Source organism: Aquincola tertiaricarbonis (assembly GCF_023573145.1).
Lineage (GTDB): Bacteria > Pseudomonadota > Gammaproteobacteria > Burkholderiales > Burkholderiaceae_C > Aquincola > Aquincola tertiaricarbonis_B.
Genome location: NZ_CP097635.1, coordinates 1,795,109 through 1,816,510 on the forward strand (window position 1 = coordinate 1,795,109; position 21,402 = coordinate 1,816,510).

The following is a 21,402-nucleotide window of genomic DNA, read 5'->3' on the forward strand; positions in this document are numbered from 1 at the left end:
GGTAACGAGGAAGCGCCCTTCAGCGCCACCGTGGTGGGGTCGCTGGACATGCTGCTGTCGCCGATGGGGCTGGTGGCCATCCTGGCGGGTTGGTTCACCACCGAGAGGCGCTTGGCCTGGCTGCTGCAGGCATTGGGCCTGAAGCGCTGACACCTGGTGGGTACGGCGATTGCCCACCCGGTGGGCAACAACCCCAGGAGCACCCCGTGAACGAACCGTTCGATTCCTCGCAGAAGCCCGCACCCACGCCGGCGCCCGCCGGCGCCCCCGGTGGCAGCACCGGCACCATGGCCGGCACCACCACGGCCGGCACCACCACCGCCGACACCTCTGCCTCCGGCACCTCGGCCGCCGGCCCGCGCCAGGACTATTCGTCCTCGGCCGGCGACGAACCGGACTTTGCAGGCACCGCCGCCTCGCTCGACAGCCTGCCTGTGGGCGAGGCCATGCACGAGATGGTCGACCTGGTGCGGCAGTTCGTGCGGGAACACCCGCTGGCCTCGGTGGCTGGCGGGGTGCTGGTGGGCATGGTCCTCGGCCGGCGTTGATCGGCTTCGCGCCGCCGCGCGAGCGGTTGCAGGCAAGCGTGATCGTGCCGGTGCGCAACGAAGCGCAGCGGCTGCCTGCCACGCTGCAGGCCCTGGCCGCACAGCAGGAGCCACCCGACTTCGAAGTGCTGGTGCTGGCCAACAACTGCAGCGACGACAGTGCAGCGATCGTGCGGGCCTTCGCGCAGCGTCATCCCTGGCTGCAGCTGCAGGTGTGCGAGGTGCAGCTGCCACCGCAGCAGGCCAACGTCGGCCATGCGCGCAAGCTGTTGATGGACGAGGCCGCGCAGCGCCTGCTGGCAGGCCGGGTGCGCGGCGCTTTCATCGCCAGCACCGATGGCGACACCTGCGTGGCGCCGCACTGGTTGTGCAACACCGCGCGTGAGATCGACCGCGGCGCGGATGCGGTGGGCGGCCGCCTGCTGGCGGCCAGCGATGCGGAGCCCGGCAGCAACCCGCCCCAGCGCTGGCAGCGCTGGGACACCGGCTACCGCCTGGCCTGCGAAAAGCTGCAGTGCCTGCTGGACCCCGACGACGCCGACCCCTGGCCGCGGCACCACCAGCACTTCGGTGCCAGCCTGGCGGTGCGCGCCGATGCCTACCGCGCCGTGGGCGGCGTGCCGGCCGGTGTACCCTGGCTGGAGGACGAAGCGCTGGTGCAGGCACTGCGCTGCGCGGATCGCCGCATCCGCCACAGCTGCGAAGTGAGGGTGATCACCTCCAGTCGGCGTGAAGGCCGGGTGGACGTGGGCCTGTCCTGGCAGCTGCGGGAATGGGACCGCCAGGCCCAGGCCCATGGTGAGCTGATGGTGGACGACCCCGACGACCTGCAATGCCTGTTGCTGGCCCGGCACCGCTTGCGTGGCCTGTGGCGGCGCGGCTTCGTGGCGCGGGCCGACGACGCGGCCTGGCGCCCGCTGGCGCAGGTGCTGGGGTTGAGCGCGGAGCTGCTGCATCGGCAGGCCACGCAGGCGGCCACCTTCGGCGCGCTGTGGCAGCAGCTGCAGCAGCTGCGGGCCGAGCGCGGCCTGGCGGCCTGCCGGCCGCAGCCGGTGCAGCGGGCCCTGGCCGGCCTGCGGCGTTTGATCGCCGAGGCCGAGCCCCAGACCTCACGCTGGCGGGTGGGTCGTGGATCTGATGGGTGACGGCTGCACCGACTTCTCTTTGGAGCCGCCGCCCGGCGCTACTTCGATTGGAGCTTGACCGAACCGCCGTTGACCTTCAACGGCGCATGCTGCCTGTAGGTCTGCTTCAGTGCCGTAGCCCTCTCGCGATGCTCCTGGAGCTTGGTCTTGTACTCCGGGTCGTTGGGTGATGCTTCCTCTTCCAACGGCCCGATCAGCTTCCACCGCTCCTTGTCGGCTTCCATGGCCAGCCGAAACTGCTCCGAGGTCACCACCTTGGCATCGAGCATCAACCCAGGTCCCATCTCCTGGTCGAATGCAAAGCGGCTGATGGGTACGTTGGACGACCACATCAGCAGCGACGGCAGGTACATGTAGCCGATCCATCGCTTGACCTCGTTGTGCTTGACCGGCTTGTCACGACACACCAGGTCCCAGTCGATTGCGAACTCGTTGTCCGAGTGCAGCCCGTTGGCGTAGTCCAGGTACTGCTCGAGGTCAGTCTGACATCACCCGCTTCAAGGTCCTTGAGCCTGGGCATCGCGTACTCCTGTTGGCTGCACAAGCGGCGGCAAACGTAGCACGCGCCGCGCGCTCGTACAAGCCGGGCTGCGCTGGCAGCGCAGCCCGTTCGGCTTACCGGACGCCCTGCTCGGCAAAGATGTCCTTGTCCTTGTTCTCCGGCACGAACAGCATGCCGATGACGAAGGTGCCCAGCGCGATGACGATGGGGTACCACAGGCCGTAGTAGGGGTCGCCTGTCTGGGCGATCATCGCGAAGGCGGTGGCCGGCATCAGGCCGCCGAACCAGCCGTTGCCGATGTGATACGGCAGCGACATGCCGGTGTACCGGATGCGGGTCGGGAACAGCTCCACCAGCGCGGCCGCGATCGGGCCGTAGACCATGGTCACCAGCAGCACCAGGTAGGTCAGGATCAGCACCAGCGGAAACGCCTGGCTGTTGAAGATGTCGAAGAAGCCATCGAGCTTGACGATGCCTTCCGCCGGCTTGCCCGGGGGCGGGTAGCCTGCCGCGGCCAGCGCCTCGTTGACCTGCTTGGTGAAGGCCGCGGGCGTGGCCTTGGCCGCGTCACCCGACAGCTTGGCCACCTCGTACGAGGCGATCTCGGTGCTGCCCACCATCACCTTGGCCGGAATGGCGCCCGGCTGGTATTGCACCGAGTAGTTCACCGAGCTGCGCGCCAGCAGCGCCTTGCTGATGTCGCACGAGCTGGTGAACTTGGCGGTGCCCGTCGGGTTGAACTGGAAGGAGCAGTCGTCCGGGTCGGCGACGATCACCACCTTGGTGTTCTGCTGGGCCGCGTTCAGCGTCGGGTTGGCGATCGCGGTGATGGCCTTGAACACCGGGAAGTAGGTGGCCGCGGCCAGCACGCAGCCGGCCAGGATGATCTTCTTGCGGCCGATGCGGTCGGACAGCGAGCCGAAGAACACGAAGCCCGCGGTGCCCAGCACCAGCGACCAGGCGATCAGCACGTTGGCCGAGAACATGTCCACGCGCAGGATGCTCTGCAGGAAGAAGAGGGCGTAGAACTGGCCCGTGTACCAGACCACCGCCTGGCCGGCCACCAGGCCCAGCAGCGCCATCAGCGCGAACTTGCCGTTCTTCCAGTTGCCGAAGGCCTCGGAGATCGGCGCCTTCGACTGGCGTCCTTCGTCCTTCATCTTCTTGAAGGCCGGCGACTCTTCCATCTGCAGCCGGATCCACACCGAGATGCCCAGCAGGATGATGGACAGCAGGAAAGGCACGCGCCAGCCCCATTCCTTGAAGGCGTCTTCACCGGTGAGGGTGCGCACGCCCAGGATCACCATCAGCGACAGCAGCAGCCCCAGCGTGGCGGTGGTCTGGATCCAGCTGGTGAAGTAGCCGCGCCGGCCGCGTGGCGCATGCTCGGCCACGTAGACCACCGCGCCGCCGTACTCGCCGCCCAGGGCCAGGCCCTGCAGCATGCGCAGCACGATGAGCGCCACCGGGGCCACCCAGCCGATGGCTTCGTAGCTCGGCAGCAAGCCGACGACGAAGGTCGAGATCCCCATGATGAGGATCGTCATCAGGAAGGTGTGCTTGCGGCCGATCAGGTCACCCAGGCGGCCGAAGAACAGCGCGCCGAAGGGCCGCACCAGGAAGCCCGCGGCGAAGGCCAGCAGCGCGAACACGTTGCGCGTGGCCTCGGGGAACGAGGAGAAGAACTGCGCGCCGATGATGGCCGCCAGTGCCCCGTACAGGTAGAAGTCGTACCACTCGAAGATGGTGCCTGCCGAAGAAGCGAGGATGACCTTGCGTTCCTCCTTCGTCATGGGTCTCTTGCGGTCAATCGGCACCGCACTGCCTGCTTCGATCGTGCTCATGCTGCCCTTTGATTGGAGTGACAGGCCGCGATGCCGGAAGGCCCGCGGGTCCGGCACGCAGCGTAAGCAGCAGCGAATAAATGCCGAGTAAACGACGGCTTGCGGGCTTACACCTAGGCTGTAAGTTCGCCGTCAGGCGGCGTTCGCAGCGCCGGTATCAGCGGCTCACCAGCCGGTAGCCGACACCGGTTTCGTTGAGCAGGTACACCGGGTTGGTCGGGTCCGCCTCGAGCTTCTGGCGCAGCTGCCGCACGTAGATGCGCAGGTAGTGCAGCTGCTCGTCGTGCCCCGGCCCCCACACCTCGCGCAGCAGGGCCGCGCTGGTGACCACGCGCCCGGCATGCCGGGCCAGCGCCTCCAGCAGCCGCCACTGCGTGCCGGTCAGGCGGATGCGCTCATCACCGCGCTGCACGCTGCGGGCGTCCAGGTCCACGCAAAGCTCACCGAGCATCAGGCGGGTGCTGCCGCCCATGGCCGTGCGCGCCGCGTGGCGCAACGCCACCCGCATGCGGGCGTGCAGCTCGGCCACGCTGAAGGGCTTGCTCACGAAGTCGTCGGCGCCGGCATCCAGCGCCACCACCTTGTGCGCTTCGTGCACGCGGGCCGAGAGCACGATCACCGGCCGCTGGGTCCAACCGCGCAGCCAGCGGATGAACTCGACGCCGTCGCCGTCGGGCAGGCCCAGATCGACCAGGTAGACATCGATCGGCCGGTTGCTGGCGAGCGTGCGGCCGTCGCGCACGTTCGTCGCTTCTTCGATCTGGTGGCCTTCGGCCCGCAAGGTGGCCGCCAGCAGCTGGCGGATGCTGTCGTCGTCTTCCAGAACCAGCACCGTGGTGCGCATGGCCATCACCTCTCCAGTTCCTCGAGCCCATGGGCCGGTTGCGCAATGCGCAGCGTGAACACCGCACCGCCCTCGTTGTGCACGCCGATGGTGCCGCCGTGCAGGTCGGCAATGGCGGCGCACAGCGCCAGACCGAGCCCGGTGCCGTCGCGCGTGTCATCGCCCCGCACGAACTTCTGGAAGATGCGCTGCTCCATGCCGGGCGGCACGCCGGGCCCGTTGTCGGCCACGCACAGCTCCCAGAAGCCGGGCCCGTGGCGGCTGCCGATGGTGATGCGACCGCCGGCCGGAGCGTAACGGGCGGCGTTGTCCAGCAGGTTCGACAGCACCCGCTCGATCAGCCCCGGGTCGCACCACACCGGCGGATCACCGGCCACCGACACCTGCACCGTCAGGCCTGCCAGGCCCGGCGGCAGCGCACGCAGCACCTCCTGCACCAGCTCGTCGGCGGGGCACCACTCGAAGCGCGGCTGCAACGCGCCTTCCTGCATCCGCGTCAGGTCCAGCAGCGTGCTGGTGAGCGCATGCATGCGGCGTGCTTCGCGCAGCACGCTGTGCAGCAGCTGGCGCTTGGCGGTGGGGTCCAGCGCCTGCTCCTGCTCCAGCAGGCTGGTGGTGGCCCCGACGATGGTGGTCAGCGGCGTGCGGAAGTCGTGGGAGATGCCGGACAGCAGCGTGTTGCGCAGGCGCTCGCTTTCCGCGCGCACCGCGGCCGCTTCGCTGCGCGCCTCCGAGGCCAGGCGTGCCAGCGCCAGCCGGGCCTGGGCGGCCGCTCCGGCGATGAACTCGCGCGCTGCCGGGTCGCCGGGGGCGTCCGCTTCCAGGATCACCTCGCCCAGTTGCTGGTCTCCGGCGTCCTGGGCGGTGGCGATGCGCGCCCGCACCCCCAGCGATTCGTGCAAGGTGTGGGCCACGGCGCGCGCCACCGAAGCTTCGTCGGTGGCCGCCGCCAGGGCCAGCGACAGCGCGTTGAGCGCCTGCAGGCGCTCGGCCCGCCGCCGTGCCGCGGTGGCTTCGCGCCGCACCCGGCTGGCCAGCGCGGTGACCAGCAGCCCGATGGCGACCATGACGCCGAGCGTGAACACGTCCTGCGGGCGCGATGGCTCGAAGCCCCAGTGCGGCGCAACGAAGAGCAGGTCGAACAGCGCGATGCTGAGCGCGATCGAGCACAGCGACACCGCCCGCCGCGAGGTGGCGGCCACGTAGACGACGCCGGCCATGAAGACCAGGATCACGTTGGCCGTATCGAAGTGCGCCGCCATGGTCCAGGCCACGGCTGCGCACAGGCCGATCACCGTGGCCGAGCGGGAGACTTGACGGAAGAGGGGGTCGTTGGCGCGCTGCATGGTCGGGGTGGGAACGGCACCCGCGGGCCCGATTCTGCGCTGGCCGGGGCGAGAATCGCGCCCCGCCCCCTCCACCAGCCGGTGCCACCCCCCGCCCATGACCGACGCCACCTACACCCCGTTGCCGGCCTGGCCCCGGGCCTATCCGCCCAGCGGCGCCCGCGCCCTGCTCAAGGTCCTGAACGAGGACTTCGTCGTCACCGAGCTGCCGCTGCAGCCGCCTGCCGGCGAGGGTGAACACCTCTGGGTGGACGTCGAGAAGAACGGCGCCAACACCGCCTACGTGGCGCAGCAGCTGGCCGAGGCCGCCGGCCTGCAGGAGCGGGACGTGGGCTATGCCGGCCTCAAGGACCGCTACGCCGTCACCCGCCAGTGGTTCAGCCTCTACCTGCCCAAGGGCGAGACGCCCGACCTGACGCGGTTGCAGCACCCGGAATTCAAGGTGCTGGGCCAGGGCCGCCATGTGAAGAAGCTGCGCCGGGGCGACCTGCTCGGCAACCACTTCCGCATCGTGCTGCGCGAGGTGGCGGGCGACCGCGGCGCGATCGAGGCCAACCTGCAGGCCGTGGCGTCCCAGGGCGTGCCCAACTACTTCGGCGCCCAGCGCTTTGGCTTCGATGGCGGCAACGTGGAGCAGGGCCGATTGATGCTGGCGCGCGAGATCCGCGTGCGCAACCCGAAGAAGAAGGGCCTGTACCTGTCGGCGGTGCGCTCCTTCGTCTTCAATGAAGTGTTGGCGCTGCGCATCCAGCAGGGCCTGTGGGGCCACACGCTGCCGGGCGACGTGATGGACGAGGCGGGCCGGCCCACCGGGCCGCTGTGGGGGCGGGGCCGCGTGAGCACCACCGACCAGGCGCAGGCCCTGGAAAACGGCGTGGCCGAGCGGCATGCCGTGTTGTGCGACGGCATGGAGCACGCCGGCCTGGACCAGGAGCGCCGCGCCCTGGTGGCCCGCCCTGCCGACATGGCCTGGCGTTGGCTGCAGGCCGACCAACTGCTGCTCAGCTTCTCGCTGCCCGCCGGCCAGTACGCCACGTCGGTGTTGAACGAGATCCTGCAGACCACCGAGCCGGAACGGCACACCGAGGAAGAGCCCGCGCCGGTGGAGTGACGGCCGGTCCGCCTTGGTGTTTACGCCCATGAATCCGGTGCTTCGGCGACAGCCTCCTGAAAGCTGGCCCCAGGCAGCATGGCGGCCGCACAAGGATCGGGAGATGAAGATGGGCATGGAACGTGGAACGATGACGCGCCGCAGCGCGTTGCTGGGTGCTGCCGGCTGGGGCGCTTCGGCGGTGCTGCCGCTGGGCGCCAGCGCACAGGGGTCGGCCTGGCCGACGAAGTCGATCCGCTTCGTGGTGCCGTTTGCGCCTGGCGGCAGCTCGGAGATCGTCGCGCGTTCGGCCGCGGTGGAGCTGTCCCGCCTGCTGGGCCAGAGCGTCTACGTGGACAACAAGCCCGGCGGTGCCGGCAACGTGGCCATGCAGGAGGTGGCGCGCGCCGAAGACCAGCACACCGTCATCCTCGGCCACATCGGCACGCTGGCGGTCAATCCCTTCATCTTCGACAAGCTGCCGTATGACGTGAACCGGGACTTCCGCCCGGTGTCGCTGCTGGCCAAGGTGCCCAGCCTCTACCTGGTGAACAACGATGTGCCGGCGCGCAACCTGAAGGAGTTCGTGGCCCTGGCCAAGGCCAAGCCGGGTCAGCTGAACTATGGCTCGGCCGGCAACGGCAGCGCGGGCCACCTGGCGTTCGAGTACCTGAAGATGGCCACGGGCACCTTCATCACCCACGTGCCCTACCGCGGCACCGGCCCGCAACTGACCGACCTGCTGGCCGGCCGGCTGGACGCGGCCTCCGTGGGCGCACCCGCGGTGCTGCAGTTCATCAAGTCGGGCAAGCTGCGCTGCATCGCCACCGGCACGCCGCAGCGCATTCCGCAGCTGCCGGATGTGCCTACCGTGGCCGAGCAGGGCTTCGCCGGATTCGAGATGACGCAGTGGTACGGCCTGCAGGCGCCGGCCAGCATGTCGGCCAGTGCGGTGGACATGCTGGCGGCGGCCGCGGCCAAGGCCATCACCGCGCCCGCGGCGGTGGAGCATCTGTCGAAGGAAGCGGCGATTGCCGTGGGCAGCACGCCCGCCGACTATGCTCGCTTCATCGCCCAGGAGCAGCAGCGCTGGAAGCCGGTGCTGGCACGGGCCAAGGTGCGGCCCGACAACTGACGGGAGCGCCCAGACGCAGGAGACCGGATGAACGCCCGACGAATCGCCGCCTGGCTGTGCCTGGCCACCGTGCCCGTGCTGGCAGCGGCCGGGCCGTTGGGCAAGACGGAGTGCATCGCGCCGGCCAAGCCGGGCGGCGGCTTCGACCTCACCTGCAAGCTGGTGCAGACCGCCTTGCTGGAAGGCCGGTTCATCCAGGACCCGATGCGCGTGACCTACATGCCCGGCGGCATCGGTGCCGTGGCCTACAACGCGGTGGTGGCGCAGCGGCCCGACAGCGGCAACACCATCGTCGCCTTCAGCGGCGGATCGCTGCTGAACCTGGCGCAAGGCAAGTTCGGCCGCTACAACGAGAACGACGTGAAGTGGCTGGCCGCCGTCGGCACCGACTACGGGGCCGTGGTGGTGGCCGCTTCGTCGCCGTACAAGACGCTGCAGGACGTGATGGCGGCGATGAAGGCCAACCCCCGGAAGGTGATCCTGGGTGCGGGCGGCACCATCGGCAGCCAGGACTGGATGAAGGCGGCCCTGCTGTCGCGGGCGGCCGGCGTCAGCCCGCGGGCCATGCGCTTCGTGGCCTTCGAGGGCGGCGGCGAGGCCATCACCGCGCTGCAGGGCGGGCACATCCAGGTGTTCACCGGCGACGCGGCAGAGACGCTGCAGCAGGCCAGGGCCGGCAGCCAGGTGCGCATCCTGGCCGTGATGTCGGACAAGCGGCTGCCCGGTGATCTGGCCCAGGTGCCCACCGCCAGGGAGGCCGGCGCCAACGTCGAGTGGCCCATCGTGCGCGGCTTTTACATGGGCCCGCAGGTGGCGCCGGAGGATTACCGCGCCTGGAGCGAAACCTTCGCCCGCCTGATGGCCACGCCGGCCTACGACCGGCTGCGCAGCGAGCGGGGCCTGTTTCCGCTCGGCCTGGTGGGTCCGGAGCTGGACGCCTACGTCAAGCGCCAGGTGGCCGACTACCGCAAGCTGGTTGCGGAGTTCGGCCTCAACGTTGCGCGCTGATCGGGCGCAGCGCGCCGACTCACCCTTTGTGCAGCGGCAGCTCGAGGGTGGCGCGCAGGCCGCCTTCGTTCGGCTCACGCGCCAGATGCAGCTGGCCGTGGTGGCGCCTGACGATGGATTGGACGATGGCAAGCCCCAGCCCTGAGCCGGCGCCCTGCGCGTTGCTGGCGCGGAAGAAGCGTTCGGTCGCACGCGGCAGTTCATCCTCGGGAATGCCGGGCCCGTTGTCGCTGACGTGGATGCAGGCCGTGCCCGGCCCGGGCGTGATCTTCACGGTCACCCGGCCACCCGCGGGCGTGTGGCGCAAGGCGTTGTCCAGCAGGTTGGACAAGGCTTCTTCCAGCAGCTCGGCCCGGCCGCTCACCAGCAGCGGCCCAGCCGGCGCCTCGTAGCCCAGGTCCACGCCACCTTCGCGCGCGGCGGACCACCAGCGCGTCGTCACGCCGCGGGCCAGCGCGGCCAGGTCCACCGGTGCCGTGGGTTGGTCGGAAGAAGCGTCGGCCCGTGCCAGCGCCAGCATCTGGTTGGCCTGGCGGATGGTGTGCTTGAGCTGCACACGGATGGCCTGCAGCGCCTCGCGCACCTTGCCGGCATCGGGTTCGCGCTGCGCGAAGGTCACCTGCATCAGCAGCGTGGCCAGCGGCGTTCGCAGCTGGTGCGAGGCATCGTCCAGAAAGCGCCTTTGCGCGGCCAGCAGGTCGCGGTACCGGAACACATGCTGGTTCATGGCCTCCACCAGCGGCAGCACGTCGGCCGGCACGCGGGCCGTCTCCACCGGGCTCAGGTCGTCGGGTGCGCGTGATTGCACTTCCGTGCGCAGCTGCCGCAGCGGCCGCAGCGACCAGGTGACCGCCGCGGCCACCATGCCCGCGGCGAACAAGGCCAGCAGCAGGTCGCGGGTGACGGCGCTCCAGATGAACTGGCGGCTGAAGCTCTTGCGGGAGCTGAGGTCCTCGGCCACCTGGATCACCAGCCGCGTGCCGGGCTGGTTGGTCAGCGGTCGCTCGATCGGCCGCACATAGGTGCCGATGCGCACCGGGCCGTCCACGTACATGGCGGTCTCGAAGTAGGGCTGGCGCGTGGCCAGCGGGCCCTGGGGCATCGGCAGGTCGGGGCTGCCGATTTCCACCAGGCCGTCTTCGGTGGCCACGCGGTAGAACACGGCGCCGCTGGCCGTCAGCTCGAACAGCTCGAACATCACGTAGGGCAGCTCCACACCGACGCCCCCGCTGTCGGTGGACACATTGGCATCGATGGCCCGGATGGCGCCGTACAGCGAGCGGTCGAAGGCGGCATTGACGGCGGCCTCCGAGGAGCGCCAGGTCATCCACGCCTGCGCGATGCCGCCGACGAACACGCCCGCCAGCAGCACCACGATCAGCGTGCGCCGCAGGCTCAGGCGGTGCAGGGCGTCGCCGGTCATGGCGCGGCCTCGAGCACGTAGCCCAGGCCGCGCATGGTCACGATCTGCGTGCCGCTGCCCACCAGCCGCTTGCGGATGCGGTGGACCAGCACCTCGATGGCCTCGGGGTGCACATCGGTGTCGTCGGAGAACACCTTGTCCAGGATGTCCTTCTTGGTCAGCGGCTCGCCCACCGCCTGGATCAGGGTGCGCAGCACCGCGTGTTCGCGTGCCGAGAGCAGCAGCGGCTCCTTGCCCACCTGGAAGCGCTTGCTGGTGGCGTCGTAGCTGAGGTTGCCGCAGGCAAAGCGCGAGGTCTCGCGGCCGCGCGAGCGGCGCACCAGGGCCAGCAGCCGGGCTTCCAGCTCCTCGATCTCGAAGGGCTTGGCCAGGAAGTCGTCGGCGCCCGCAGTCAGGGTGGACACGCGCTCGGACAGCGTGTCGCGTGCGGTCAGGATGATGATGGGCAGATGCTGCTCGTCGGCGCGCAGGGCTTCCAGCACGTCGTGGCCCGCCAGCCCGGGCAGCCCCAGGTCGAGGATCAGCGCGTCGTAGCGGTTGGCCCGCATGGCGCGCCGCACCAGCCTGCCATCGGCCACCCAATCCACCTGGTAGCCGCTTTGACCCAAAGCGCGAACCAGCCAGTCGGCCAGTGCCGATTCATCCTCAGCCAACAGCAGGCGCATCTGCATCCCCATGTTCAAGCGCGCGATTGTCCGTGGCGCCATGGGGCGTGCACCCGCTAGAGCAAACCCTCACCGGCGCACACCCGGCACGAAAGGCCACTGAAAGCCTGGCGAACGTACCGTGCTGGCACCGGTCGGCCAGGGCGCAAGGCGGGCCGATTTCAAAACGAGCGTCGAGGAGACTTCACCGTGAAACTGCGTGTTGGGTTGAGTGCCGTGGCTGCTGCCGGGCTGCTGATGTTGGGGGTGGCTGCCTGCGGGGGTGGTGACGATGGTGACGACAACGCGCCGCGCAGCGTGCGCATGACCTGGTTCGGCATCACCAACTGGCACTACCAGGTGGGCGACCTGGGCATCCTGCTGGACGGTGCGGTCGGCTACCCGGCGCGTGACCCCAACCCGGAGATGGTGACCCGGGTACACGATGCGCTGAAGCTCAAGGGCGACATCGATGTGGTGCTGCTGGGTCACCTGCATGGCGACCATTCGGTCGACACGCCCGAGTGGGCCAAGCAGACCGGCGCGCAGTACTACGGCTCCAAGGCCGCCTGTGAAGAGGCCGTGGCCTATGGCGTGCCGGCGGCCAAGTGCACTTCGCTGTACGGCGGCGAGAAGGTGGCGCTGAACGACCACGTCACCATGCGCGTGGTGCGCTGGGTGCACAGCATCGGCTGCGGCCAGCTGCAGAACGGCGGCGGCATCGAGACCTTCGGCTACCTGTTCACCGCGAAGACGCCGGACAAGACGCTGACCTGGTACGTGACCGACAGCGGCGCCGGTGGCCGCGACCTCACCACCGACCAGGTGGATCGCGACGGCGTCAACCGCGGCGCGCCGCTGACCAACCTGTCGAAGGCGGTGCGCGACGCCGGCATCGACGGCTTCGAGGTGTGGCAGGGCGGTCCGGAGTCGCGCGTCGTCAACCAGGCCCGCACGGTGGTGCCGGCGTTCAACGTCAAGTACTTCATGCCGCATCACTTCGGCGCGCGCGGCGGCTTCAACATCCTGGGCGGGCTGCACTACCCGTATGTGGAAGACGAGATGCCCGAGCTGAAGAAGCTGCTGGCTGGCAGCGGCGTGCCGCAGATCTACTCGAAGAACTACTTCGACGCCTACGTGTACGACAAGAACGGCGTCAGCGCCGTCGACAACGCCGATGTGAAGCGGGCGATGGGTCTGCCCGCTTCCGGCCCCGGCCCCACGGCGCAGGGCACCAACCCGCGCGCGGGCGAAATGGAATGTGCGGGTGACTGAGCCGCGACATGCTGCACGTCAAGAGCTTGACCCAGGCGCATGACGGCCGCGTGGTGCTGCAGCTGGACCACTGGCAGGTGGCTGCCGGCCGCAGCTGCTGCATCACCGGGCCTTCGGGCAGCGGCAAGACCACGCTGCTCGACCTGCTATGTGCGCTGCGCCGGCCGGCATCGGGGGACATCCTGGTGGAGGGCGTCAACGTGGCCCGCCTGTCGGGCCGCGCCGCCGATCGTTGGCGGGGCAGCACGGTCGGCGTGGTCACGCAGACGCCCCACCTGCTGGAGATCCTGACGGTGCAGGAGAACGTGATGCTGGCGGCACGCATGGCCCGCGTGGCGGTGGATGGGGCACGCGCCGCGAGCCTGCTGGATCGGCTGGGCGTGAGTGCGCTGGCCTCGCGGCCGGCGGGGCGGCTGTCGCAAGGCCAGCGCCAGCGCGTGGTACTGGCGCGTGCGCTGCTGTGCCGGCCGCGTCTGCTGCTGGCCGACGAGCCTACGGCCCATCTGGACGATGCGGCCTGCGCGCAGCTCTGCAGCCTGATGCTCGAAAGCTGCCGCGAAGTGGGGGCCACGCTGCTGGTGGCCACCCACGATCGGCGCATCGAGCCGCTGTTCGACCAGCGCCTCTCGCTGCCCGCCCCGGAAAACGCGACATGAGCCCGACCACCATGGCCTGGCGCCGCCTGATCCGGCGCCCGACGACGACCTTGCTCAACCTGGTGCTGCTGGCCTTGGGCACGGCCGCGCTGGCGACCATGCTGCTGGTCATGGGCCAGCTGACCGATGCCGCCGAGCGCAATGCCGCTGCGGCCGACCTGGTGGTGGGCGGCAACACCAGCCCGGCGCAGCTGGTGCTGTCGGGCATCTTCCACCTGGATGCACCGCCGGCACCGGTGCCTCTGGCGCGCCTGGCGCCGGTGCTGGCGCAGCCGCTCGTCAAGCGCTGGGTGCCGGTGGCGCTGGGCGATTCGGTGGAGGGCCATCGGGTGGTGGGCACGCAGGTGCCCGAGTTCGCCGGCCTGTATGCCGCTGCGTTGAGCGCTGGCCGCTGGCCCGTGCTGCCGGGCGATGCCGTGCTGGGCGCGGACGTGGCGCGGGCCACGAAGCTGTCGGCTGGTGCGGCCTTTGCGACGGCCCACGGCTTGTCATCCGACGCCGAGCTGCATGCCGACCTGCGCCATCGCGTGGCGGGTGTGCTGCAACGCACCGGCACGGTGGTGGACAAGCTGGTGCTGGTGCCCATCGAGGCCGTGTGGGCGGCGCATGCGCCGTCGCCGCACATCGATGGCCTGGGCAAGCCGCCAGCGGAAGAGCCGGACCGCAAGGCCAGCCTGGTGCTGGTGCAATACGCATCGCCGCTGGGCGCGGTGCTGCTGCCGCGTGCGTTGCAGGCGGCAGGCCTGCAGACGGCTTCGCCCGCGCGTGAGGCGGCCAAGCTCTTTTCGATGGTGCAGCTGGGGGCCGACGGCACCTGGATGCTGGGCGCGCTGCTGATGCTCTGCGCCGCGGTGGCGGTGTGCGCCGGTCTGATGGCCTCACGGCGCGAGCAGGTGCGCGACGTCGCGGTGCTGCGGCTGCTGGGGGCCTCGCGCGGCTTCACCGCGGCGGTGGTGGCCTGTGAGGCGGTGTTGATCGCGTTGCTGGGCACCGCTGCGGGCCTGGTGATCGCGCATGGGGCGGTGGAGTGGATCGGGCAGCGCCTGCCCGCCTCGGCGCCGGGGCTCACGGGGTGGGCGGTCCACCCGGGCGAGGCGGCTTTGGCCCTGGCGGCCTGCGCGGTGGCGCTGCTGGGCGCTGCCTGGCCCGCCTGGCAGGCTCAGCGCGCGGCCGTGGCCGACGTGCTGGCCATGCGATGAGGACACACGGATGAAGATCATGCTCACACGACGCAGCTGTCTGCTGCTGGCCGCCTTGATGGTGCTGACCGCGAGCGAGACCGCCCATGCACAGCCGCGTGCGCCGGACCGGGCCGGCCCACTGCCGGTGGTCAGCTGGGAAGCGCTGGCTCAGGCGCAGCCCGCTTCCAGGAAGCTGGGCGCCGATGTGCGCTTTCCGCCAGCGCTCGACCAGCTGGACGGCAGACGGGTGGTGCTCACCGGCTTCATGGTGCCGCTGGAAGCCAAGGCCGAGCAGACGCGCTTCCTGCTGACGGCCCAGCCCCAGGACTGCGAGTTCTGCATCGAAGGCGGCCCTTCCCGGTACGTGGAGGTGCGCAGCGCGCCGCTGCGCTTCAGCGGCCAGGCCTTCACCCTGGTGGGCCGGCTCACCTTGCTGCGCAACGACCCCTCGGGCCTTTTTTATCGGCTGGTCGAGGCATCACAGGTGAAGCCGGGACCTTGAGGCCGCAGGTGACCGATGGCCGGGACCGGGACACGAAGTGACCGCGCTCCGGCGACCTGGGCGAGCACCCGCCTTTTCGCCGCCAGCGCGGCTGGAGGATCCATGTCTACCGACCGGCTTGTCTGGCTGCACGCTCGATGAGCCTCGCCACCACCTCCGGATGGCTGGCCATCGACAGGTGGCTGGACGCCAGCTCCTGCGTGTGCGCCCGGACCTGCTGCGCTATCAGGCGCTGGGTGCGCGGCGGCAACGCGTGGTCTCGTGAAGTCACCAGGTACCAGCTCGGCTTGTCATGCCAGGCGGCATGCGACACCGCCTCGGTAAAGGCGCGGGCAGCCAGCGGCTTCTGCACGGCGGCCAGTGCGGCTGCCGTGGCCGGCGGCAGGTCGCCGGCCATCACCTCGCGGAAAGCGCGGGCGTCGTCCAGCCAGATCAGCCCGGCCGCATCCGGCGCCAGCCCTTGCATCGGCGCGTCGAGGCGCTGCAGCAGGGCCTGGGCCGATTCACCGCTGTCCGGCACCAGCGCCGACAGGTAGACCACGGCCTTGACCTGGGGTGCGTTGCCGGCCTCCGACACCACGACGCCACCCCAGGAGTGCCCCACCAGCACCACGGGGCCGGGCTGCCGGTCCAGCACCCGCCGGGTGGCGGCCACATCGTCGGCCAGCGACGTGAGCGGCAGCTGCACGGCGGTCACCCGGTAGCCTCTTTGCTGCAGCAGAGGAATCACGCGCGACCAGCTGGAGCCATCGGCAAAGGCGCCGTGCACGAGCACGATGCTGGCCGGCTCGGCCGGGGGCGGGGCGGCGTGGGAAGGGGCGGCCAGGGTCAGGGCCAGCGCGCCGAACAGCCAGCCACGAAAAAGGCGGAGCATGGCGTTCTCCACGCCTCAGCCGGCCAGCACGGCCGCGACCACCGCCTGCGCGGCCACGCCGGCCGCGGTGAGCGACTGTTCGCGCAGCTCGGCGCCCTTGGTCAGCCGCTCGGCACGCACCACATGCACATCGGTGATGCCCAGGAAACCGAAGTAGGCCCGCAGGTAGGCCTCCTGGAAGTCCATGCCCGCGGCGTTGCCCACGGAGTACATGCCGCCGCGTGTCGATGCCAGGACGATGCGCCGGCCACCGGCCAGGCCCACCGGGCCTTCAGCCGTGTAGCGGAAGGTGCGGCCGGGCTGCGCGATGCGGTCCATCCAGGCCTTCAACTGGCTGGGCACCGAGAAGTTGTACATGGGCACGCCGATGACGATGAGCTGGCTGTCGAGGAACTCGCGCACCAGGGCCTCGGAGCGTGCGTGCTCAGAGGCCACGGTGGCATCGCCTTCGCCGGCCGGGGCGGTGCCGCGGAAGCCCGCGGCGATGGCGCCGGTCAGGTGGGGCACCGGCTCGGCCACCAGGTCGCGGTAGCGCACCTGCGCCGCTGGATGCTGGTGGGTGAGGCCGTCCACGATCTGACGGCTGAGTTGGTGTGAGGCGGAAGCTTGAGCGGCGATGCTGCTGTCCAGATGCAGGATGTTCATGGGTACGAAAGGCGTTGTGGATGCCTGGCACGATACGAACGGGCCGCCGCCGGCACTAGCCGTCGCGGGCAGGACGGATCGTTCTGCTTTCAGGACAATCCGGCGCCATTCACACGAGGCCTGAATGGAAGACTTGAACGATCTGGCGCTCTTCGCCGCGGTGGTGACGCACGGCGGCTTCTCCGGCGCGGCACGTGCGCTGGGCATTCCCAAGTCGCGCCTGAGCCGGCGGGTCGCGGAGCTGGAGGAACGGGTGGCGGTCAGGCTGCTGCAGCGCTCCACACGGTCGGTCAGCGTGACGGAGGTGGGTGCGGCGTTCTTTGCGCACTGCGAGTCGATGTCGGCATCGGCCAGGGCGGCTTTCGAGGTGGCTTCGCGCGCCCATGCCAAGCCTTCGGGTCGGCTGCGCGTCAGCTGTCCCATCGGCGTGGCCCATCTGTTCATCTCGCCCTTGCTGCCCGCCTTCCTGCTGGCGCACCCGGACGTCCGTCTGGACCTGGACCTGACGAACCGGCGGGTCGACCTCATCGGCGAGGGCTATGACGTCGCCATCCGCATCCGCTCGGCGCTGGAAGACTCCGACCTGGTGATCCGGCAGCTCGGCCGCAGCGATCAGCTGCTGGTCGCCACCCCGGCCTTCATGGCCGCGCATGGCCCCTTCACGAAGCCGCAGGACCTGATGGGCGTGCGGGGCGTGGGCCCGGCCGGCGTGCGTGGCGAGCGGCCGCGCTGGAGCGTGGCTTCAGCGCAGGGTGAGTCGATGGAGATCGACTACCAGCCTTCGCTGGCGACGGACGACGTCTACCTGATGTCACGCATGGCGGTGGCCGGCGTCGGGGTGGCGCAGCTGCCCTTCCACGTCTGCGAAGACGACCTGCGGGCCGGCCGGCTGGTGGACCTGCTGCCGCAGCACCGCCCGCCGGCGCACCAGCTGCATGCGGTGTATCCCAGCCGCCGGGGCATGGTGCCCGCGGTCAAGGCCTTCGTCGACATGCTGGCCACCGAAGTGCCGCAGGCCATGGCCCAGGCCCACCAGGACTTCCTGCGCGTGATGGGGCAGGTGCTGGCCGCGCCCTGAGCCGCTCAGGCCCCCACGCCCTGCCCGAACAACTCGATCAACCGCCGCGCCGCCGGCGACAGGAACCCGTGCGCCCGGTAGCTCACCACCAGCCGCCGCCGCATTGCGGCGCCCTTGACCGGCACTTCGCGCAGGCCGGACTGCCCGCCCGGCCCCTGCAGGTGGTGGCGTGACACGAAGCTCAGCAGGCCGGTCTCCGCGATCAGGGCCGGCAGCATCAGCAGCATCGTCGTTTCCACCTGCACCTGCGGGCGTGGCAGGCGCTTGCGGTCGAAGGTGTGGTCCAGCCAGTCGCGCGTGGGCGCGCCCGGTGGCTGCAGCGCCCATCGGTACGCCGTCAGGTCCTTGAGGGTGGGCGTGCCGCGGAACACCTCGTGGCCTTCGCTGGCCACCACCACGATGGTGTCCTCGGCCAGCACGCGGGAGATGTAGCCGGCCTCGGGCGGGCTTTCGGTGGCCACGATCAGGTCCAGCTCGCCGGCGCGCAGCATGGGTTTGAGCGTGTCGATCAGCGCCACCACCGTGCGCAGGGTCACGCCCGGCGCCTCCTGCAGCAGCTGCCGCGCCACCGACGGCAGCAGGAATTGCGCGGCGGTGGGCACGATGCCCACGCGCACATGCCCGGCCAGGCCCGAGCCGATGGTCGACAGCTCGCGGCGGGCGTCCTCCACGTCGAAGCGCACCTGCTGCGCCCACTTCTGCAGCACCTTGCCGGCCTCGGTCAGGCGAATGCCGCGGCCCGACTTCTCGAACAGGGCCGCGCCGCAATCGGCTTCCAGCCGGCGGATGCTGCTGGTGAGCGCGGGCTGCGTGCGGTGCAGCCGCGCGCTGGCGCGGCCCAGGTGCTGCAGCTCGGCGATGGTCTCGAAGTAGCGCAGGTCGCGCAGGTCCATGGCCAAAGTCCCGTTGATGGGTTTCAAGAAACTATTGATTGGACTGTAGGGGATCCGCACCCAATACTGCATTCCGACGACGCGCAGATGTCCATCAAGCGCGCACCCTCAGACGGAGACATCGCATGCAGTCCACCCGACGCCTTGTGCTGGCCCTGGCCCCGGCCCTTGCCGCTTCCACGCTGTGCACCGCCGCCTTTGCCCAGGCCTGGCCCAGCAAGCCCATCCGCATCGTCGTGCCGTTCCCGCCCGGCGGCGGCACCGACGTCATCGCCCGTGAGACCAGCCAGCGCGTGGCCGCGGCTACCGGCTGGACCTTCATCATCGACAACAAGCCCGGTGCCGGCGGCAACCTGGGCGTCGATTCGGCGGCCAAGGCGCCGGCCGACGGCTACACCCTGGTGCTGGGGCAGACCAGCAACCTCGCCATCAATCCTTCGCTGTACGCGAAGATGCCCTACGACTCGCAGAAGGACCTGTTGCCCATCGTGATGGTGGCCAATGCGCCGCTGGTGATGGTGACGGGCGCCTCGTCGCCCTACCGCACGCTGGCCGACGCGGTGAAGGCCGCCAAGGCCAAGCCGGGGCAGGTGAACTTCGCGTCGCCCGGCAACGGCACGGTGGCGCACCTGACCAGCGAGCTGTTCCAGAAGGCCGCCGGCATCCAGACGCAGCACGTGCCCTACAAGGGCGCGGCCCAGGCGCTCACCGACGTGATCAGCGGCCAGGTCGAGCTGTACATGTCGTCGGTGCCCACGCTGATCGGCCAGATCAAGCAGGGCAAGCTGCGCGCGCTGGCCGTCACCTCGGCCAGCCGGGTGGACGATCTGCCCAACGTGCCCACCATCAACGAATCGGGCTACAAGGGCTTCGATGCGGTGACCTGGTTCGGCCTGCTGGCGCCGGCCGGCACCCCCAAGGAGGTGGTGGCCCGCCTGAACGCCGAGTTCAACAAGGCCCTGAAGCAGCCCGAGCTGGCCAAGCGCCTGAGCGACGAGGGCGCCGATCCCGCCGGCGGCACGCCGGAGCAGTTCGCCGCGCTGATCAAGGACGAGATCCCCCGCTGGGGCAAGGTCGTCAAGGACTCCGGCGCCAAGATCGACTGACCCCTTCCACCGCATCCACCCGCACCTTCTGGAGCTCTTCATGAGTCAAGCCGCCGCATGGCCCGACGTGATCCGCGACTTCGAGCGCGTCGACGCCGCCGTCGTCGAACAGGCCGCCCGCTTCCCGTCCTCCATCCTGGCCGACGTGGCCGGCCGCCGCGGCGCGCTGCACGGCCGCATCGCGCCGCTGTCGCCCGGCATGCGCTTCGCCGGCCCGGCGCTCACCGTGGAAGTGCGCCCTGGCGACAACCTGATGATCCATGCGGCGATGGCCATCGCCAAGCCCGGCGACGTGATCCTGGTCGACGGCAAGGGCGACCTGTCGAGCGCGCTGATGGGCGAGATCATGAGCCAGCAGTGCGCCGCCATCGGCGTGGCCGCGGTGGTGATCGACGGCGCGGTGCGCGACAGCGAGGCCATCCGCGAACTGGGCCTGCCGATGTACGCCGCCGGCCTCAACCCCAACGGCCCCACCAAGTTCGTGCCCGGCCGCCTGAACCATCCGATCTGCATCGGCGGCGTGACGGTGTACCCCGGCGACCTGGTGGTGGGCGATGCCGACGGCGTGACCGTGGTGGAACGTGCCAAGGCGGCCGCGATGCTGCCGCTGGCCGAAGAGAAGGTGGCCGCCGAGACCAAGCGCATTGCCGACATCAAGAGCCGCAAGGCGCTGCGCCCGGGCTGGCTCGATGCCGCCCTGCGCGCCGCCGGCGTGCTGAAGGAAGGGGAGACGCTGTGAGCACCAAGAAGCCAGTCTTCCTGGTCACCGGCAGCGACCTGGCGCCGCAGGCGCTGGCCCTGCTGGGCGACTACGAGGTGGTGTACGCCGGCCGCACGCCCAGCGAGGACGACGTGGTGGCGCTGTGCCGCCAGCATGACCCGGTGGCCATCATCGTGCGCTACAGCAAGGTGGGCGCCGCGGCCATGGATGCCGCGCCCAGCCTGAAGGTCATCTCCAAGCACGGCAGCGGCACCGACACCATCGACAAGGCGGCTGCCGCGGCCCGCGGCATCCAGGTGGTGGCGGCCGTGGGCGCCAATGCGGCGGCGGTGGCCGAGCATGCGCTGGCGCTGCTGCTGGCCTGCGCCAAGTCGGTGGTGGCGCTGGATGCGCGCATGCATGCCGGCCACTGGGACAAGGCCACGCACAAGAGCGTGGAGCTGGAAGGCCGCACCATCGGCCTGGTGGGGCTGGGTGCCATCGGCCTGCGCTTTGCGCGCATGGCCGATGCGATGGGCATGCGCGTGCTGGGCTTCGACCCCTACGCCAAGGACCTGCCGGCTTACGTGCAGAGCGTGTCGCTGGACACGCTGTGGCGCGAGGCCGATGCCATCTCGCTGCACTGCCCGCTGACCGCGGACAACGCACGGCTGCTCAATGCCGAGACGCTGGCGCAGTGCAAGCGTGGCGTGATCGTGGTCAACACCGCCCGCGGCGGCCTGATCGACGAGCCTGCGCTGCTGGCCGCGGTGCAAAGTGGCCAGGTGGCCATCGCCGGGCTGGACAGCTTCGCCGTCGAGCCGATGACCGCGGGCCACCCCTTCCAGGCCGAGCCGCGCATCACGCTCAGCCCGCACATCGGCGGCGTCACGGCCGATGCCTACGTGAAGATGGGCGTGGCCGCAGCGCGCAATGCGCTGGCGGTGCTGCACGGCTGAAACG

The 21,402-nt window shown here is 70.2% G+C and carries 22 protein-coding genes; 13 read left to right on the top strand and 9 right to left on the bottom strand.

Going from position 1 to position 21,402, the window contains the following annotated elements:
- Positions 1 to 206: 206 nt before the first annotated feature.
- Complete coding sequence (locus MW290_RS08280) at positions 207 to 548, top strand: hypothetical protein (RefSeq protein ID WP_250194202.1); 342 nt, start codon at positions 207 to 209, stop codon at positions 546 to 548.
- The gene (locus MW290_RS08285) at positions 545 to 1,693 is read left to right on the top strand and encodes a glycosyltransferase family 2 protein (protein WP_250194203.1); all 1,149 of its coding nucleotides are present in this window, start codon (positions 545 to 547) and stop codon (positions 1,691 to 1,693) included. The genes MW290_RS08280 and MW290_RS08285 overlap by 4 nt, the downstream gene beginning before the upstream one ends.
- A 38-nt stretch (positions 1,694 to 1,731) precedes the next feature.
- Here MW290_RS08285 and MW290_RS08290 read toward each other — a convergent pair whose 3' ends face one another.
- The 4 genes from MW290_RS08290 to MW290_RS08305 all read right to left on the bottom strand — a co-directional run bounded on the left by MW290_RS08290 (position 1,732) and on the right by MW290_RS08305 (position 6,229).
- On the bottom strand, positions 1,732 to 2,046 hold the full coding sequence (locus MW290_RS08290) for a hypothetical protein (RefSeq protein ID WP_250194204.1): 315 nt from the start codon (positions 2,044 to 2,046) through the stop codon (positions 1,732 to 1,734).
- Positions 2,047 to 2,308: 262 nt separating this feature from the next.
- On the bottom strand, positions 2,309 to 3,988 hold the full coding sequence (locus MW290_RS08295) for an MFS transporter (protein ID WP_250194205.1): 1,680 nt from the start codon (positions 3,986 to 3,988) through the stop codon (positions 2,309 to 2,311).
- Between the two features lie 208 nt (positions 3,989 to 4,196).
- The gene (locus tag MW290_RS08300) at positions 4,197 to 4,889 is read right to left on the bottom strand and encodes a response regulator (RefSeq protein WP_250194206.1); all 693 of its coding nucleotides are present in this window, start codon (positions 4,887 to 4,889) and stop codon (positions 4,197 to 4,199) included.
- Positions 4,889 to 6,229: a sensor histidine kinase gene (locus tag MW290_RS08305; RefSeq protein ID WP_250194207.1), complete on the bottom strand. Its 1,341-nt coding sequence runs from the start codon at positions 6,227 to 6,229 to the stop codon at positions 4,889 to 4,891. Before MW290_RS08305 ends, MW290_RS08300 begins: the two co-directional genes overlap by 1 nt.
- A 97-nt stretch (positions 6,230 to 6,326) precedes the next feature.
- On the opposite strand from MW290_RS08305, the gene truD reads away from it, so the two are divergent.
- The 3 genes from truD (at position 6,327) to MW290_RS08320 (ending at position 9,462) form a co-directional block, all read left to right on the top strand.
- Positions 6,327 to 7,340, top strand: a complete 1,014-nt coding sequence (gene truD / locus MW290_RS08310) for a tRNA pseudouridine(13) synthase TruD (RefSeq protein ID WP_250194208.1) — start codon at positions 6,327 to 6,329, stop codon at positions 7,338 to 7,340.
- A 103-nt stretch (positions 7,341 to 7,443) separates the two neighbouring features.
- Complete coding sequence (locus MW290_RS08315) at positions 7,444 to 8,454, top strand: Bug family tripartite tricarboxylate transporter substrate binding protein (protein ID WP_375142730.1); 1,011 nt, start codon at positions 7,444 to 7,446, stop codon at positions 8,452 to 8,454.
- A 27-nt stretch (positions 8,455 to 8,481) separates the two neighbouring features.
- A complete protein-coding gene (locus tag MW290_RS08320) occupies positions 8,482 to 9,462 on the top strand; it encodes a Bug family tripartite tricarboxylate transporter substrate binding protein (protein WP_250194209.1) in 981 nt (326 codons plus the stop codon).
- A gap of 19 nt (positions 9,463 to 9,481) precedes the next feature.
- Here MW290_RS08320 and MW290_RS08325 read toward each other — a convergent pair whose 3' ends face one another.
- Complete coding sequence (locus MW290_RS08325) at positions 9,482 to 10,885, bottom strand: sensor histidine kinase (protein WP_250194210.1); 1,404 nt, start codon at positions 10,883 to 10,885, stop codon at positions 9,482 to 9,484.
- Positions 10,882 to 11,550, bottom strand: coding sequence for a response regulator (locus tag MW290_RS08330; RefSeq protein ID WP_250196627.1), 669 nt, complete (start codon positions 11,548 to 11,550; stop codon positions 10,882 to 10,884). The genes MW290_RS08325 and MW290_RS08330 overlap by 4 nt, the downstream gene beginning before the upstream one ends.
- Before the next feature lie 189 nt (positions 11,551 to 11,739).
- On the opposite strand from MW290_RS08330, the gene MW290_RS08335 reads away from it, so the two are divergent.
- Genes MW290_RS08335 through MW290_RS08350 form a run of 4 tightly spaced genes read left to right on the top strand, consistent with a single transcriptional unit; the run spans position 11,740 to position 15,143 of the window.
- Complete coding sequence (locus MW290_RS08335; RefSeq protein WP_250194211.1) at positions 11,740 to 12,804, top strand: MBL fold metallo-hydrolase; 1,065 nt, start codon at positions 11,740 to 11,742, stop codon at positions 12,802 to 12,804.
- Positions 12,805 to 12,812: 8 nt separating this feature from the next.
- On the top strand, positions 12,813 to 13,460 hold the full coding sequence (locus MW290_RS08340) for an ABC transporter ATP-binding protein (protein ID WP_250194212.1): 648 nt from the start codon (positions 12,813 to 12,815) through the stop codon (positions 13,458 to 13,460).
- The gene (locus MW290_RS08345) at positions 13,457 to 14,659 is read left to right on the top strand and encodes an ABC transporter permease (RefSeq protein ID WP_250194213.1); all 1,203 of its coding nucleotides are present in this window, start codon (positions 13,457 to 13,459) and stop codon (positions 14,657 to 14,659) included. Before MW290_RS08340 ends, MW290_RS08345 begins: the two co-directional genes overlap by 4 nt.
- Positions 14,660 to 14,669: 10 nt before the next feature.
- The gene (locus tag MW290_RS08350; protein WP_250194214.1) at positions 14,670 to 15,143 is read left to right on the top strand and encodes a DUF3299 domain-containing protein; all 474 of its coding nucleotides are present in this window, start codon (positions 14,670 to 14,672) and stop codon (positions 15,141 to 15,143) included.
- A gap of 106 nt (positions 15,144 to 15,249) precedes the next feature.
- Here MW290_RS08350 and MW290_RS08355 read toward each other — a convergent pair whose 3' ends face one another.
- Positions 15,250 to 16,017 carry an alpha/beta fold hydrolase gene (locus MW290_RS08355; RefSeq protein ID WP_250194215.1) on the bottom strand — a complete coding sequence of 256 codons (768 nt, stop codon included), beginning with the start codon at positions 16,015 to 16,017 and terminating at the stop codon, positions 15,250 to 15,252.
- Positions 16,018 to 16,032: 15 nt separating this feature from the next.
- Positions 16,033 to 16,662 carry an FMN-dependent NADH-azoreductase gene (locus MW290_RS08360; protein ID WP_250194216.1) on the bottom strand — a complete coding sequence of 210 codons (630 nt, stop codon included), beginning with the start codon at positions 16,660 to 16,662 and terminating at the stop codon, positions 16,033 to 16,035.
- A 124-nt stretch (positions 16,663 to 16,786) separates the two neighbouring features.
- Here MW290_RS08360 and MW290_RS08365 point away from each other — a divergent pair, with 124 nt between their 5' ends.
- A complete protein-coding gene (locus tag MW290_RS08365; protein WP_250194217.1) occupies positions 16,787 to 17,740 on the top strand; it encodes a LysR substrate-binding domain-containing protein in 954 nt (317 codons plus the stop codon).
- A gap of 5 nt (positions 17,741 to 17,745) precedes the next feature.
- Here MW290_RS08365 and MW290_RS08370 read toward each other — a convergent pair whose 3' ends face one another.
- A complete protein-coding gene (locus tag MW290_RS08370) occupies positions 17,746 to 18,660 on the bottom strand; it encodes a LysR family transcriptional regulator (RefSeq protein WP_250194218.1) in 915 nt (304 codons plus the stop codon).
- A gap of 98 nt (positions 18,661 to 18,758) precedes the next feature.
- Here MW290_RS08370 and MW290_RS08375 point away from each other — a divergent pair, with 98 nt between their 5' ends.
- The 3 genes from MW290_RS08375 to MW290_RS08385 are packed head-to-tail and all read left to right on the top strand — an operon-like array spanning position 18,759 to position 21,398.
- Positions 18,759 to 19,739 carry a Bug family tripartite tricarboxylate transporter substrate binding protein gene (locus MW290_RS08375; protein ID WP_250194219.1) on the top strand — a complete coding sequence of 327 codons (981 nt, stop codon included), beginning with the start codon at positions 18,759 to 18,761 and terminating at the stop codon, positions 19,737 to 19,739.
- A gap of 40 nt (positions 19,740 to 19,779) precedes the next feature.
- Positions 19,780 to 20,478, top strand: a complete 699-nt coding sequence (locus tag MW290_RS08380; protein ID WP_250194220.1) for an RraA family protein — start codon at positions 19,780 to 19,782, stop codon at positions 20,476 to 20,478.
- Positions 20,475 to 21,398: an NAD(P)-dependent oxidoreductase gene (locus MW290_RS08385; protein ID WP_250194221.1), complete on the top strand. Its 924-nt coding sequence runs from the start codon at positions 20,475 to 20,477 to the stop codon at positions 21,396 to 21,398. Before MW290_RS08380 ends, MW290_RS08385 begins: the two co-directional genes overlap by 4 nt.
- Positions 21,399 to 21,402 lie beyond the last annotated feature (4 nt).

Bases quoted from the DNA above. Each gene is read 5' to 3' on its own strand.
- MW290_RS08290 (WP_250194204.1), bottom strand. From the start codon at position 2,046: ATGTACCTGCCGTCGCTGCTGATGTGGTCGTCCAACGTACCCATCAGC.
- MW290_RS08295 (WP_250194205.1), bottom strand. From the start codon at position 3,988: ATGACGAAGGAGGAACGCAAGGTCATCCTCGCTTCTTCGGCAGGCACC.
- MW290_RS08300 (WP_250194206.1), bottom strand. From the start codon at position 4,889: ATGGCCATGCGCACCACGGTGCTGGTTCTGGAAGACGACGACAGCATC.
- MW290_RS08305 (WP_250194207.1), bottom strand. From the start codon at position 6,229: ATGCAGCGCGCCAACGACCCCCTCTTCCGTCAAGTCTCCCGCTCGGCC.
- truD (WP_250194208.1), top strand. From the start codon at position 6,327: ATGACCGACGCCACCTACACCCCGTTGCCGGCCTGGCCCCGGGCCTAT.
- MW290_RS08315 (WP_375142730.1), top strand. From the start codon at position 7,444: ATGAAGATGGGCATGGAACGTGGAACGATGACGCGCCGCAGCGCGTTG.
- MW290_RS08320 (WP_250194209.1), top strand. From the start codon at position 8,482: ATGAACGCCCGACGAATCGCCGCCTGGCTGTGCCTGGCCACCGTGCCC.
- MW290_RS08325 (WP_250194210.1), bottom strand. From the start codon at position 10,885: ATGACCGGCGACGCCCTGCACCGCCTGAGCCTGCGGCGCACGCTGATC.
- MW290_RS08330 (WP_250196627.1), bottom strand. From the start codon at position 11,550: ATGCGCCTGCTGTTGGCTGAGGATGAATCGGCACTGGCCGACTGGCTG.
- MW290_RS08340 (WP_250194212.1), top strand. From the start codon at position 12,813: ATGCTGCACGTCAAGAGCTTGACCCAGGCGCATGACGGCCGCGTGGTG.
- MW290_RS08345 (WP_250194213.1), top strand. From the start codon at position 13,457: ATGAGCCCGACCACCATGGCCTGGCGCCGCCTGATCCGGCGCCCGACG.
- MW290_RS08350 (WP_250194214.1), top strand. From the start codon at position 14,670: ATGAAGATCATGCTCACACGACGCAGCTGTCTGCTGCTGGCCGCCTTG.
- MW290_RS08355 (WP_250194215.1), bottom strand. From the start codon at position 16,017: ATGCTCCGCCTTTTTCGTGGCTGGCTGTTCGGCGCGCTGGCCCTGACC.
- MW290_RS08360 (WP_250194216.1), bottom strand. From the start codon at position 16,662: ATGAACATCCTGCATCTGGACAGCAGCATCGCCGCTCAAGCTTCCGCC.
- MW290_RS08365 (WP_250194217.1), top strand. From the start codon at position 16,787: ATGGAAGACTTGAACGATCTGGCGCTCTTCGCCGCGGTGGTGACGCAC.
- MW290_RS08375 (WP_250194219.1), top strand. From the start codon at position 18,759: ATGCAGTCCACCCGACGCCTTGTGCTGGCCCTGGCCCCGGCCCTTGCC.
- MW290_RS08380 (WP_250194220.1), top strand. From the start codon at position 19,780: ATGAGTCAAGCCGCCGCATGGCCCGACGTGATCCGCGACTTCGAGCGC.